The organism is Blautia sp. MSK.20.85 (genome assembly GCF_013317245.1).
Classification (GTDB): Bacteria; Bacillota; Clostridia; order Lachnospirales; family Lachnospiraceae; genus Blautia_A.
Window position 1 is genome coordinate 213,357 of record NZ_JAAIUN010000001.1, and the last position, 13,599, is coordinate 226,955.

Annotated in this window: 12 protein-coding genes; 1 reads left to right on the top strand and 11 read right to left on the bottom strand. The window is 44.4% G+C overall.

Annotated features, from left to right (window positions below):
- Positions 1-33: 33 nt before the first annotated feature.
- From G5B12_RS00895 to G5B12_RS00915, 5 genes are all read right to left on the bottom strand, one after another.
- Complete coding sequence (locus tag G5B12_RS00895; protein ID WP_174087578.1) at positions 34-1,356, bottom strand: ABC transporter substrate-binding protein; 1,323 nt, start codon at positions 1,354-1,356, stop codon at positions 34-36.
- A gap of 87 nt (positions 1,357-1,443) precedes the next feature.
- Positions 1,444-2,262, bottom strand: a complete 819-nt coding sequence (locus G5B12_RS00900) for a carbohydrate ABC transporter permease (protein ID WP_021651865.1) — start codon at positions 2,260-2,262, stop codon at positions 1,444-1,446.
- Positions 2,262-3,128, bottom strand: coding sequence for a carbohydrate ABC transporter permease (locus G5B12_RS00905; RefSeq protein WP_021976761.1), 867 nt, complete (start codon positions 3,126-3,128; stop codon positions 2,262-2,264). The genes G5B12_RS00900 and G5B12_RS00905 overlap by 1 nt, the downstream gene beginning before the upstream one ends.
- 635 nt (positions 3,129-3,763) lie before the next feature.
- Positions 3,764-4,228 carry a DUF1700 domain-containing protein gene (locus G5B12_RS00910; protein WP_021976762.1) on the bottom strand — a complete coding sequence of 155 codons (465 nt, stop codon included), beginning with the start codon at positions 4,226-4,228 and terminating at the stop codon, positions 3,764-3,766.
- Between the two features lie 170 nt (positions 4,229-4,398).
- Positions 4,399-5,643 (bottom strand): galactokinase, encoded by a 1,245-nt coding sequence (locus G5B12_RS00915; RefSeq protein WP_021976763.1) that lies wholly within the window; start codon positions 5,641-5,643, stop codon positions 4,399-4,401.
- A 323-nt stretch (positions 5,644-5,966) separates the two neighbouring features.
- On the opposite strand from G5B12_RS00915, the gene G5B12_RS00920 reads away from it, so the two are divergent.
- The gene (locus G5B12_RS00920) at positions 5,967-6,857 is read left to right on the top strand and encodes an AraC family transcriptional regulator (RefSeq protein ID WP_118062036.1); all 891 of its coding nucleotides are present in this window, start codon (positions 5,967-5,969) and stop codon (positions 6,855-6,857) included.
- Between the two features lie 79 nt (positions 6,858-6,936).
- On the opposite strand, the gene G5B12_RS00925 is transcribed toward G5B12_RS00920, so the two are convergent.
- The 6 genes from G5B12_RS00925 to G5B12_RS00950 all read right to left on the bottom strand — a co-directional run bounded on the left by G5B12_RS00925 (position 6,937) and on the right by G5B12_RS00950 (position 13,589).
- Positions 6,937-7,758, bottom strand: a complete 822-nt coding sequence (locus G5B12_RS00925) for a Cof-type HAD-IIB family hydrolase (protein WP_021976765.1) — start codon at positions 7,756-7,758, stop codon at positions 6,937-6,939.
- A gap of 3 nt (positions 7,759-7,761) precedes the next feature.
- Positions 7,762-9,219 carry a xylulokinase gene (gene xylB / locus G5B12_RS00930; RefSeq protein WP_021976766.1) on the bottom strand — a complete coding sequence of 486 codons (1,458 nt, stop codon included), beginning with the start codon at positions 9,217-9,219 and terminating at the stop codon, positions 7,762-7,764.
- A gap of 149 nt (positions 9,220-9,368) precedes the next feature.
- Complete coding sequence (locus G5B12_RS00935) at positions 9,369-10,853, bottom strand: L-fucose/L-arabinose isomerase family protein (RefSeq protein WP_174087579.1); 1,485 nt, start codon at positions 10,851-10,853, stop codon at positions 9,369-9,371.
- Positions 10,854-10,972: 119 nt separating this feature from the next.
- On the bottom strand, positions 10,973-11,590 hold the full coding sequence (locus G5B12_RS00940) for a DUF4867 family protein (RefSeq protein WP_021976768.1): 618 nt from the start codon (positions 11,588-11,590) through the stop codon (positions 10,973-10,975).
- A gap of 114 nt (positions 11,591-11,704) precedes the next feature.
- Positions 11,705-12,625, bottom strand: a complete 921-nt coding sequence (locus tag G5B12_RS00945) for an AraC family transcriptional regulator (protein WP_021976769.1) — start codon at positions 12,623-12,625, stop codon at positions 11,705-11,707.
- Positions 12,609-13,589, bottom strand: a complete 981-nt coding sequence (locus G5B12_RS00950; protein WP_174087580.1) for a bile acid:sodium symporter family protein — start codon at positions 13,587-13,589, stop codon at positions 12,609-12,611. Before G5B12_RS00950 ends, G5B12_RS00945 begins: the two co-directional genes overlap by 17 nt.
- Positions 13,590-13,599 lie beyond the last annotated feature (10 nt).

Sequence of the window (13,599 nt, forward strand, 5' to 3'; positions counted from 1 at the left end):
GTTGCTCTATCTACTGATCAGAGGGCATTCTGATCATTTAATAGATTCGTTATAGTTCTCGATCGCTTTGTTTACAGAAGCTGCAAGCTGATCAACACCTTCCTGTGTTGTGATCTTGCCTTCGTATACCTGAGGCATAAGCTCATTAAATGTAAGACGGGCTTCTGTCTGTACACCGGAGAGAACACCTGCTGTATTTGCGTTTACAGGAGAATCTTTCAGCTGGTTGATAGCAGTCTCAAAATTCGGGTTCTCTTTGAGGTAAGCTTTCATATCATCTGTCTCATAAGCTTTCTCGTTGATCGCAAAGTATCCTGTACCCATGGACCATTTAGCCTGTACGTCAGGAGTTGTGATGTACTCGATGAATTTCCAAGCTGCATCTTCATTTGCTTCGTTTCCTGTATCTGTAAGCCACAGAGAACCACCACCGATGATAACGCCGCCTTCATCATTCTTCTCGATTCTCGGAAGATATCCTGTACCAACTTCGAACGGAGAAGAATCAACTGCATTTTTCAGGATAGCGGTAGACTCGATGATCATGCCAACCTGTCCGGAGAAGAATGCTGTCTGGGTATCTGCTGTTGTTGTTCCGTAATCTTCAAAATATCCGGAATCATACAGTTTTTTCCACATGTCAAATACTTTCAGGCCACCACCGTTGGAGTCAAAATCAACAGCTGTAACTGCCTCTGTACGTCCATTGTCATTATTTCCATATGTTAAGCCAAGTCCTGCAAGCTGCTGTTCAAAAAACCATCCGTAAATAGCCTGTGAATAACCAACCGGAGCTGCTCCGCTCTCTACGATTTTCTTGGAGTCTTCAAGAACCTCATCGTAAGTTGTTGGCGGTGTCTCAGGATCAAGACCTGCTGCTTCAAATACATCTTTGTTATAATACAGCATAGGTGTGGATACGTTGAATGGCATTGCATACTGTTTGCCATCTACAGTATAGTAGCTGCTGATAACGTCCATAACGGAACTCTTGTCATAACCTGTAGACTCGAATTTATCTTCTACAGGGATGACAGAACCACTGTCATACATGAATTTTGTTCCAACATCATACATCTGGCAGACATCCGGAAGACCAGAATCACTCTGCATAGCTGCTTTCAGTTTTGTGATGGTGTCATCATAAGTTCCCTGATACTCAGCTTTAATTTCAATCTCATCCTGAGATGCGTTGAAATCATCTACGATCTGCTGAAGCACCTCTCCGTTTGTGCCGCCCATTGCATGCCAGAATGTGATGGTAGTTTTGTCAGCCGCGCTTACTGAGCATGGAGCTGCCAGAGATGCTGCCATGATTCCTCCTAAAAGAATCGCCATCCATTTTTTGTTTTTCATATAGAAACCCTCCTTTTATATTGGTTCCGGTCTGCCCCAATACAGACCGGATAAATTAACGTTTTTACTACTGCTTATTTCATCAGATCAACCCTTAACAGCACCGGCAGTCAGACCACTGATCATCTGTTTCTGTCCAATGATGAATACCAGGATCGACGGGATCAGGATAACCATGGCACCAGCCATAACCGGTCGGAAGTCTGTTGCCTCAGCACCCTGGAGCATACCAAGACCGATCTGAACAGTTCTCATATTTACACTGTCTGTTACAAGCAGTGGCCACAGATAGTAGTTCCAGCTCTGAAGGAATACATAAATGATCAGAGCACCAAGTGATGGTTTGATAAGTGGAACACCGATGGTATATAAGAATTTAAAGTTTGTACATCCATCAATTTCAGCTGCCTCATGGATCTCCTTCGGCAGTGTCAGGAATGCCTGACGCATGTTAAATACCGCAAAAGCTGCCGCTGCATTCGGAAGGATCAGAGCTGCGTATGTATTACGGATACCCCAGTCAGCGATTGTCAGGTAGTTTGCGATGATGATCGCCTGGCTCGGGATCATCATGGTTGCCAGCATGATATAGAACAGGACTTTTTTGCCCTTGAACTCCATCATAGCGAAAGCATAGGCTGCAAGAGCGCCTGTAACAACCTGAGCAAATGTGATGACACCGGATACGATCAGCGAGTTCTTAATGAAAGTAAAGAACGGTGCCAGCTGGAATGCTCTTGTGTAGTTCTCGATGGTCAGATGAGACGGCCAGAACTTTCCACCATAGATCTCTTTCAGATCCATCATACTAACATTGAAGCAGTAGATAACAGGAACGATAATAATAATTGCAAAAATAATATTCAGCGCATACATCGCCACTTTTACATATGGTTTTTCTTTCATCAGTAGGTCACCTTCTTTTCCAGTCTAAACTGCAGTGCAGTCAGGATAATCAAAATAACAAACAGAACTACGGATTCTGCACAGGCTACACCGAAACGGCTGTTGATAAATGCCTCCTGGTAAATCTCATACACGATAACGTTGGTACTCTCTGCCGGCCCGCCCTGGGTCATCATCTTGAACTCTGCGTACGCCTGTACGGAGTTGATAACGTTGATAATAAGAAGGAAGAACAGTGTCGGAGAGATTGACGGGATTGTTACATGGCGGTGTTTCTGGAAGAAATTCGCTCCATCCAGCGCAACGCTCTCATAAAGTTCAGCCGGTACACTCTGGATCGCTGCAGTAAGGTAAATGAAATTCATACCGATCGCCATCCATACACTAACGATCGTAACTGCGATCAGTGCATATTTCTTATCTGTCAGCCATCCGATATGAGTTCCGAGAGCCTTGTTCAGGATACCCAGAGAGCTGTGGAAAATAAACATGAACACTACAGATGCCGCTGCTGCGGAAATAGCCATCGGAAGTGCATATACAGTACGGAAAAATCCCTTTGCCCTGATCTTCTCTGTACTGATGATCGCCAGTATAAAACCGAGCACAATAGAAAGGATAACTCGCATAACAGAGAATTTCAGTGTTGTCACCAAACTGTTAAGGAACGTTCCATCTGTAAAAATATTCGTATAGTTGTCTAGCCCTACATACTGTGCCACCTGACCAAGAGGTGTGGTTCTGGCAAAACTTAACTGAATCGTCTTAACAAACGGCCAGAATACAAACAGTATAAAAAGGATCATTACAGGAATCAGATAGAGATATGGCTCTACTGTCCTGAAAAAAGATTTCTTACTTTTCATTGTATATCACCTGCTTTTCATAAATTTGTGTACTTCTGATCAGTCCTGTTATTACGGTCCCCCATATCTGCAACAGTTCTGATCACGTTGCCCTTTACACATCCTGCCGGAAAATACTTCCGTTATATCTTCCGGGCTTTACCCCAATGTATCATATCAAAATGCCCTCCTGCTACCCTCCTCTGCATTCATGTATTGTTATATTTACCAACTTTTAACCAAATGATAGCACATATTTTACATATAATCAACAGTTAAATTTGATTTTTTCAATATTTTTTCATTAACTTTTGATAATTATTTCCATCGTATAGTGCATCATTTTATATATTTTGCACAATAGCAAGCGTTTTAACAAGGCAATCTGATACGATCACCTTCTTCTCAAAAGCCAATAAAAAAAGCGACAGAAATAACACATCTTTCGATGTATTCCTTCTGCCGTTCTCTCTTCTCAATGGCACTGTCTGTTTTATACATTTCAGACACTCTCTTTGCTTGTTGTGATGCATTATACCGTAATTTTCACTATATTTCAAGAGTTTATCTGCATTTTTTATGTCATTTTCAATAAATATTTTTTTAACAAACAGGCCTTTTCAATATTTTCGGATTTTATGCGGATCATCCGGTATCTACGCTTTTCTTTTTCTGAACCATGAGATCAGGTACAGAATGACACCAAAAGTTATCAAAAAAGGTGCAACAGCTACCAAAACTGTTGTCAAAAGTATCACGATCACTACAGCAACTGCGATCACAATTGCTTTTCCATACCAGGTACTGAGATCCAGTTTGTAACTTCTTGTCCTGCCGGTCGTACTTCCGGCACTGCTGTCTGCATAATCATCTGCTCCATAACTTTCTTCTGTATACCCGGACTCATCATAAACCTCTGTTCCGTCATCGGTATCAATAAGAGTCCTTGCGATCAGCCTTGGATCGCCAAGTTCTGCAAGTACCTCCTCCTCGCTCCGTCCATTATGGACCTGAGACTGGATATAATCCTCATAATAACGTACATGTGCGGCAGCTTTTCCCTGTGACATCTGACCGGACAGCTGACTTCTCAAAATCTCCAGAAATTCTCTTCTGCTCATATATATGATCAAACCTCTCTTTTATTTTCCCCATTATATCATGACTGGCAAAATCAAATCAGAAACAAACCATAAAATTTTTATTAAAAAAGTCCGGATGTTTCAGCGGCAAAAGCCGCAAACTCCGGACTTTTTATAAATTCAGCAGATCTTCCGATATTTATCACAAGTTACTCAACGTGAACGGCTCCAGTGCTTCTGATATTCATAGGATAAACATTCTCACGTCCTACATACTGTGCCATATACTCCACATATTCCTCTGCATTCTCAATTGGAAGGACACACATGATAACACCTGCAAAACCACCGCCATGAACTCTGCAGATACCTGCTCCGATCTTATTCAGGAACAGCTTGGTAAGCGCCAGGCTGAGTGTGATCTTCTGTTCCTTACAGTTCTGCAGGGAATAACAGTTCTGCAGCCACTCCCAGGAAGAATTGCCAGACTCCTCAAGGAGACGAAGGAATCCCTCACCATCTTTATTCTCAACAGCCTTCACTGCATCTGCAACACGTCTGTTCTCTTCATAAAAATGCATCGCACGAAGAACCGCACGGTCATTCGGGATATCTTTAACATGAGCAAGAAGATTCTCCATATTGGACTCGCAAAGAAGCTCCACACCCATAGCCTTTGCAGCCTCTCGCATCTCCATAGGAATAGAAGAATACTCCTCACTGAGATCTGCATGACCCTTTCCGGTATTTACGATCACAAGTCTGCATCCCATATCCTCAAAGGAAAAGGCGATCTTCTCGCAGCTGATATTCTCCTTATCAGAGAAATCCAGCAGAATCGGGCCGCCGGCAGCGCATGCCATCTGATCCATCAGACCGGAAGCTTTTTTCCAGTAAACATTCTCCGCATACTGGCCGGCCCTCGCATACTCGCCGTACTCCAGTTTTCCTTCGTTGAAGAAGTAGTTGGTAATTGCGCATACCAGCATCTCAAAAGATGCAGAAGAGCTTACACCGGCAGCTGCAATAACCTTTGTGGAAACATAAGCATCAAAACCACCTGTCGCATAGCCTTTCTTCTTCATATATTCCATAATACCTGCGACAAGAGCATCGGTACCTTTTGTATAAGTTTCTGTGCTGAGTTTGTCAAGGTCTACAACTACTTCCTGTCTGTAACCTTCACTGATCATATGGATCACATTAGTTCCGTTTGGATAAGCTGCACCGATAGTATCCAGATCAATACTTGCGGCAATGATCTGTCCGCCGTTATGGTCAACATGGTTGCCAATGATCTCTGTACGTCCCGGAGCAGTAAAAAACTCAGCCTTGTCGTGATGATATTTCTTCTCGAAATTCACTGCAAGGTTTGTATAACGAGCACTGCTCTCCTCTGTCTCACCATAGATTTTTTTCAGCACTTCTGCTGCTGGAATTTTGATCGTTCCCATTTTCGTATCCTCCTGTTTTTCATGTTGATCCGGGCTTTTTCTGGTATTGTTCTTCCTGCTGCACGGTTTTCGTATATCCGGCCGCCGTCAGAGCCTTCGCCCCTGATTTCCGGTGATCTGTCCCGTCACGTTTTCTGTACCTTTATTATAACAGCCCTGTCACTTCTGTCCATAAAGATTTTGTGTAAAAACCGTATTATTTTGTGGTCTGCAAGATACTGGCTTTCTTTTTCCCTTTCTGTTAAAATATACCCCGACAGATCTCGTTATCCCAACGGGGGACTGACCGGATCCCGGCATTTTTATGAAAGGAGGCCACATCTATGCAGATCATCACAAATAACGCGGGAAAAGAACTGAAGAAGCACGGTGACAGCGCTTTTCCGTTTCTGGTAAGCTACGAACGGCTTTCCGGTTACGAAACCGGCTCCTTTCTCTGGCACTGGCATCCGGAGATCGAACTTACTTATATCCATAAAGGCGAAATGCTTTATAAAGTCAATCAGAACACCTTTCACCTGAAAGAGGGGCAGGTGCTTTTCGGCAATGCCAACGCCCTTCACGCCGGTTACATGTACCATAATCAGGACTGTCAGTATATCCCTGTCACCTTTGATCCCAAACTGATCTATGGTTTCCCCGGAAGTATCCTCTTCCAGAAATACACAGAACCGATCCTGCGGAGTTTTTCTCTCTCTGCAGTTCCTCTGGATCTTTCCATGAAATGGCATCAGGATGCCGTGGAAGATATCCGGCAGATCATTGCCCTTGACAGCCAGCGAAAACCGATGTATGAATTTGAGATCATTGCCCGACTGCAGCACTTCTGGAAGCTTCTGTGCGCCAACACACTGTCCCAGGCTTCCGCCCCTTCCGGACAGGATGAAGAAAATTACCGCCGCATCCGCCGCATCATGTCCTATATTGCAGAACACTATTCCGAAAAGATCCAGCTGGAGGATATTGCGGAACTCATCCACCTGAGCCCCAGCGAGTGCAGCCGGCTTTTCAAAAAGTGTATGAATATTACTCTTTTCGGATACATTCAGGAATATCGCATTGAACGCAGCCTGGAATACCTGGAAGATTCTTCCTGTTCCATAACGGAAGCCGGATTACTGTCCGGTTTTTCGGACTCTAATTATTACACCAAAGTATTTACAAAGATCAAAGGATGTACTCCAAGACAATACAGAAAAAAACAGCTGCGCTGATCCCCGCTCGCCTTCACAAAGCACAAAAAAGATGCTGCTTTTATACCATATCCGTCAAAGCAGCATCTTTTTCCAGTTCTTATATCATTCTGTATATCTCTTTGGCAACGCCATCCTCTTCATTACTGTCCGTTATATGGTACGCAGCCTCTTTCAGATGTTCCGTTGCATTCTTCATTGCGATCCCATACTTTACAGACCGGATCATATCCAGGTCATTGTCCGCATCTCCAAACGCCATCGCTTCTTCCGGGGAAATCTCCAGAAGTTTCAGAAGCTTCAGCAGTGTTTTTCCTTTACCGGCCTCCGCATTTCCGATCTCAAGAAGATGGGAAACGGATGAAGTCACATAAACTCCCGGAATCTTTTCCCGGACTTCCTTTTTCACGGTGTCTAAAGCCTGTGGATCTCCACATACAAAATCAAAACTGTCCACATGTTCTCTGTTTTCTTTCACAAATTTCCGGATGTTTTCCACAGGATGGCGCGTTTTTTTCACATAACCGATGCCAAACGCGGTGGCTCCGTATCTGGCGGGATCTTTCACATGATCGGATGCTGTATACGGAATTCCCTTCACGAACACTTCAATTGTCATATTCTCAGGCATGGAAATCTCAAGAAGCGCATCTACTGCTTCTGCCGGAACCAGACTTTCATAGATCCTGGTACCTCCGGAAACCGAATACACGGCAGCGCCATTGGAAGTGATCACATATTCCACTCCCGGAAGTGCCATCACTTCCACGGGAACAGCCTCCAGGGCACGCCCGGTGGACGGAACAAAATATATCCCTGCTTCTCTGGCCTTCTCCAGTGCCTTACCTGTTTCCTCTGATATCGACTTGTCATTTCGTAGAAGAGTTCCATCCAGATCGCTTGCGATCAGTTTCACAGCCATAAATCAAAACAGCTCTTTCATAGTTGGATAAAGTTTACGGAATTTCTGATATTTCTCTTCATATTTCGCAACCAGTTCCGGATCCGGTTCTACAGTATCTACAACTTTTACCATTTTTTTGCAGATGGTTTCCACATCCGGATATGCCCCGCATCCTACGGCCGCCAGCATTGCACCACCCATGGACGGGCCTTCCTCGTTCTCAGGTACATCCACTTTCAGATCCATTACATTGGCAATGATCTTTTTCCAGAGAGGACTCTTGGCTCCGCCGCCACAGATCTTGGTCCGTTCAATGTTGATACCAAGGCTTCTCGCTACCTCAAGGGAATCACGAAGGCCAAATGCAACACCTTCCAGAACCGCCTGTGTCATATCTGCTCTTGTGGTATCCATGGACATTCCGAAGAATACGCCTCTTGCATCCGGGTTGTTATGCGGAGATCTTTCTCCCATGAGGTATGGAAGGAAGAATACCTGATTCTCGCCAAGCTTCTGGATCGGTGCCTGTTCTGCCACGAAATCCTTCGTCTTGAGGATCTCCTCAGACCACCATTTGTTACAGGAAGCAGCGCTTAACATGCATCCCATAAGATGATAACTTCCATCTGCATGATCAAAAGAATGAAGGGCATTATTCTCATCCACACCGAACTCTTTGCTGGAAATAAAGATCGTGCCGGATGTTCCAAGGGAAATATTACACTGTCCGTCACCAACAGTTCCTGTTCCGACAGCAGCTGCTGCATTGTCGCCCGCACCAGCTACGACTTTCACATCTTCAGAGAAACCAAGCTCTTTTGCCACTTCCGGTTTCAGAGTGCCAACTACCTGCCAACTTTCATACAGCTTCGGAAGCTGTTCCTCTGTGATATGGCAGATCTCAAGCATTTCTTTTGACCAGCAGCGGTTTTTCACATCCAGAAGAAGCATACCGGAAGCATCCGATACATCTGTGCAGAAAGATCCGCTTAAACGATATGCAAGATAATCTTTTGGAAGCATGATCTTTACAACTTTTTTGAAATTCTCAGGCTCATTTTTCTGCATCCAGAGGATCTTCGGTGCAGTAAATCCTGCAAAAGCGATGTTTGCAGTGTACTGGGAAAGTTTATCTTTTCCGATCACAGTATTCAGATATTCTGTTTCCTCACCGGTACGGCCGTCGTTCCAGAGGATCGCCGGGCGGATCACGTTGTCGTCTTTATCCAGAGTTACCAGACCATGCATCTGACCGCCAAAACCGATTCCAGCTACTTCCCTGCGGTCAATTCCCTCTGTAAGCTCTTTGATTCCTTCCATACTCTCCGTGAACCAGTCTTCCGGATTCTGCTCAGACCAGCCCGGATGTGGAAAAAACAGTGGATATTCTTTGGATACGATGTTGCAGATCTTTCCGGATTCTTCCATAAGAAGAAGTTTTACAGCTGAAGTTCCAAGATCAACGCCAATATAATACATAGTAATTTTTCCTCCTGTAAATACAGAAACCGCGACTCTCAGTTCGCAGCGTCTGCACGCCTGAGAGTTCGCGGTTTCCGAATTATAGTCAAGCGGATATTCGCAATCCACTTCGCTACTTGATTTGGTTAATTTTATGTCTTACTGAATTATTTCCATGGATTCTCTGTAGGATATCTTACACCTGCCGGCTGATTATAACCGATTTCCTCAACCGGTACACCAATATATTTGAATACTTCGAAGAGAGCTTTTCCATGATGTCCGAATGCTACTGCGCCGTGATGCGGGAAGCCTCCCTCGATCAGCACGTGACGGTAGAAACGTCCCATCTCCGGAATTGCAAATACTCCGATTGCTCCAAAGGAACGTGTTGCAACAGGAAGAACCTCTCCATGTGCGATATAAGCACGAAGCTTGTTATCCGCAGTGCTCTGCAGACGATAGAATGTGATATCTCCTGGTTTGATATCTCCCTCAAGTGTTCCGTTTGTAACCTCGATCGGAAGAGATCTTGCCATGATCATCTGATATTTCATCTCACAGAAAGCAAGCTTGCTGGATGCGGTATTTCCACAGTGGAATCCCATGAAAGTATCCTGAAGTGTATAGTCAAATTTTCCTTCGATGGACTCTTTGTACATATCCTTCGGTACGGAGTTGTTGATATCAAGGAGTGTAACAATATCATCACTTACAACCTGTCCGATGAACTCACTTAAGGTTCCGTAGATATCAACCTCACAGGATACCGGAATGCCCTGTGCTGTCAGGCGGCTATTTACATAACATGGAACAAATCCGAACTGTGTCTGGAATGCCGGCCAGCATTTTCCTGTCAGTGTTACATATTTACGATATCCTTTGTGATCTCTTACCCAGTCTTTCAGAGTCAGTTCATACTGTGCAAGTTTCGGAAGGATCTCCGGTTTCTTGTTTCCTGCACCAAGCTCTTCTTCCATCTCTTTTGCAATCTCAGGGATTCTCTCATCCCCTGCATGATTATTGAACGCCTCAAAAAGATCCAGTTCAGAGTTCTCTTCAATCTCAACTCCAAGATTATAAAGCTGTTTGATCGGTGCGTTGCATGCAAGGAAGTTTGTAGGACGTGGTCCGAAGCTGATGATCTTCAGGTTGCTTAATCCCTCGATAGCTCTTGCGATCGGAAGGAAATCGTGGATCATATCTGCACAGTCCTCTGCATCACCTACCGGATACTCCGGAATATATGCTTTTACGTTACGAAGCTGCAGGTTGTAGCTTGCGTTCAGCATACCGCAGTAAGCATCTCCACGTCCCTGGCAAAGATTATCCTGTGTTTCCTCTGCTGCTGCGATGAACATCTTCGGTCCTTCGAAATGTTTTGCAAGAAGTGTCTCGGAAATCTCCGGTCCGAAGTTTCCAAGATATACGCAAAGTGCATTACATCCTGCTTTTTTGATATCTTCAAGAGCCTGGACCATATGGATCTCACTCTCTACGATACAGACCGGACACTCATAGATATCTTTTGCATCGTATTTCTTTGTGTAAGCATCTACAAGAGCTTTTCTTCTGTTTACGGAAAGGCTTTCCGGGAAACAATCTCTGCTGACTGCAACGATTCCGACTTTAACTTCTGGCATGTTGTTCATAATCTTCATTCTCCTTTTTTATATCCGGCAGATCTCCACCGGCAATATCATTGAGCATTTTTATATCGGGCAGATATTTTCAATCCATATCCGCTGCACTGCATTTTCCTGAGGGATCTTCAGTCGATGGTGATATTCTCACCTTTCAGGCCATTGAACGCACCCTCGATCTTCGCATCTTCATGAGCGATGAGCCATTTATTCTTGGCTGTCATCAGACCGTCCTCGCCGTCTTTTGGCATCGGGAAATCAATCTCTGTGTTGGTTCCTCTTGGAAGAACAACTACACACTGAAATCCACTCTCATTTACATGACATGGTGCATAATGAAGCGTTGTGGCGTAAACTTCGATCCCGGTTCCTGCCGGTACAAGAAATGCCTCGATCTTAGAGGTATCATATGTAAAATCCGGTTCCACATCCTGCTGATGTCCGATAAGAAGCACCAGATCTGTCACTGCCACATTGATCTCGGAATTTCGGTGATACTCTACAGCATTCAGTTTTTTGTTATGACCGTTGCAGTATCCGATCTCGACAGGTAAGCCTCCAAAAGCTCTGTTTCTGAGATCCTTCTCCACCTCAAGAGCTTCCAGTTCCTCCACAGACGGAACATATACCACATCTTCCGGAACCGGTGTGTGTTTCATTTCTTTCAGAAGCGCACTGAAATTGTATCCTTCCAGAACTTTTCCATATTTACGGAAAGCCGGATCTGTTACTTTCTGAATTTTCACGTTTTTAGCCTCCTTATAGAGTTACTGTTTCGTTTTGAACTGAAAAAAGCATACCATATCGTGGTATGCTTTTCGCCGTTTTTCTTGTCTCATTCATAGCACTTTTTTGACATTTTAATGGATCTGACGTTCCACCTTTCCGGGCAGGATCCCATAGCGCTTTACAAATTCCTTGGAAAAAGCCCTGCTGCTTGCAAATCCATTATCAAGCGCAATGGAACTGATCGTATGATCTGTATTGAGAAGTTCCTTATAAGCGTATGCCATGCGGATATCCTGCAAATATGTCTTAAAATTGACCTTCGCATACTTACGGAACATTCTTGACAGATATGCATCTGAATATCCGAACATGGAAGCAAGTCCGGAAAGTCTGAGATCTTCTTTGTAGTGTTCCCGCATGTAAGTGGTTATTTTTGACAAAGCATCCAGTCTCCGGCTGGTTTTCAGCTCACTTTCCTCCACCTGCGTTTCCCTGTATGTAGAAACCATAAGATAAAGAATTTCATAGAATACTGCCCTGGTGCGGAATTCATAGCCTGTTTCCCGCGACATATATACCCGGTACAATTCCTGGATCAGGGAAACCATCTTCCGGTCAGTCTCTGACGGATCTGCTGCTTCCGTTTGTCCCATTGTCCCAAAATTTAAACGGATATTCCCGCTGTGATTTCTTTCGTGCCCATAACCATACTCATTCCGCCCTGCGTCTGCCCTGCGAAACCGGATAAATCTCTGAGCTGTAAAATAATCTTCAAATTGCTTCAATGGGATCTGAAGTACGATCGTCTCATTACGAAACGGTGCCTGGATAGAATGTACCTCATTGGAATTGATGATCAGAAATTCTCCTGCCTTCAGCGGATATTCCACCTCATCAATATAGAAAGAAAGACTCCCCTCCATTACCGTAAAAATCTCTATGGACGTGTGCCAGTGTTTTTCTCTGACATAATTTCCGTTTCTGCCTTCAAAAAGAAAAAGTTTAAACGGAAGTCCCTCATTGGGAATGATCAGTTCATGCTGAAACTCCATACCCATCCCCCTTTTCTTTTTTTCGTTGAGCTGTCTGTACATGGCGGACAAGGCTTCCGTAAAAAGCTGCCAGGATCTGCTGGAATAAAGTACCGATCATAACGGGGAACAGTACTTCCGCCGGAAAATACGCCCCCGCGATCACTGCTCCCGCACTGATGTTACGCATACCGGAACCATAGATCATGGAAACTGTGGACTGCTTATTCTGCTTTGTAAAAATAGCAATAAGCCAGCCGATCGCATATCCGCCAGCTGCCAATACAAGGATCGTCACTGCCACTTCCAGTCTTTCTCCATTCAGGTGTTTCATATATGGTGAAACCTTGGATGAATTGGAAGTCACCACAAAGATCAGACACATTTTTGAAAAAGGTGCCAGTTTTTTCGGCCAGGTCTCCATGACTTTTCCATGGCTGACTTCATTGAGGCACATGGCAAGTACCGCCGGAAGTGCGATCATAAATACCAGTTCCTTCATCATACCCATCGTATCCATTTTCACACTGGAGCCTACCAGGATTTTCAATGCAGCAGGTATGAGAAAAGGTGCCAGTATCGTGTCGATAACCACCAGCGAAAGAGAAAGGGGACTGTTACCATTATAAATCGATACCCACATCAGACTGATCACAGCCGTCGGCACGGAAAACTCCAGCACCATTCCTGTGATATAATTGGCATTTCCGGGGAACAGCAGATGTCCGATCCCGCAGGCAATCACAGGTACCAGCACATGAAGGACAAAAAGCATCAGGATCAGAAGAAGCGGTCGTTTAAACACATCCGCAACATCCCGAAACCTGGATTTCAACGCTCCGATAAAAGTCATAAACGCAAACGCATACGTTACATACGGAACACCATGCTTCGCAATATCTGGAAAGAGTACTCCCATAAGGAGACACACCGGTGTCACAAAAGCCATCCATTTCTCTATAAAACTGTTAAATTTTTCCAGCATACTACACCTC

Bases quoted from the DNA above. Each gene is read 5' to 3' on its own strand.
- G5B12_RS00900 (WP_021651865.1), bottom strand. From the start codon at position 2,262: ATGAAAGAAAAACCATATGTAAAAGTGGCGATGTATGCGCTGAATATT.
- G5B12_RS00905 (WP_021976761.1), bottom strand. From the start codon at position 3,128: ATGAAAAGTAAGAAATCTTTTTTCAGGACAGTAGAGCCATATCTCTAT.
- G5B12_RS00915 (WP_021976763.1), bottom strand. From the start codon at position 5,643: ATGGGAACGATCAAAATTCCAGCAGCAGAAGTGCTGAAAAAAATCTAT.
- G5B12_RS00920 (WP_118062036.1), top strand. From the start codon at position 5,967: ATGCAGATCATCACAAATAACGCGGGAAAAGAACTGAAGAAGCACGGT.
- G5B12_RS00925 (WP_021976765.1), bottom strand. From the start codon at position 7,758: ATGGCTGTGAAACTGATCGCAAGCGATCTGGATGGAACTCTTCTACGA.
- G5B12_RS00895 (WP_174087578.1), bottom strand. From the start codon at position 1,356: ATGAAAAACAAAAAATGGATGGCGATTCTTTTAGGAGGAATCATGGCA.
- G5B12_RS00945 (WP_021976769.1), bottom strand. From the start codon at position 12,625: ATGGAGTTTCAGCATGAACTGATCATTCCCAATGAGGGACTTCCGTTT.
- xylB (WP_021976766.1), bottom strand. From the start codon at position 9,219: ATGTATTATATTGGCGTTGATCTTGGAACTTCAGCTGTAAAACTTCTT.
- G5B12_RS00935 (WP_174087579.1), bottom strand. From the start codon at position 10,853: ATGAACAACATGCCAGAAGTTAAAGTCGGAATCGTTGCAGTCAGCAGA.
- G5B12_RS00910 (WP_021976762.1), bottom strand. From the start codon at position 4,228: ATGAGCAGAAGAGAATTTCTGGAGATTTTGAGAAGTCAGCTGTCCGGT.
- G5B12_RS00950 (WP_174087580.1), bottom strand. From the start codon at position 13,589: ATGCTGGAAAAATTTAACAGTTTTATAGAGAAATGGATGGCTTTTGTG.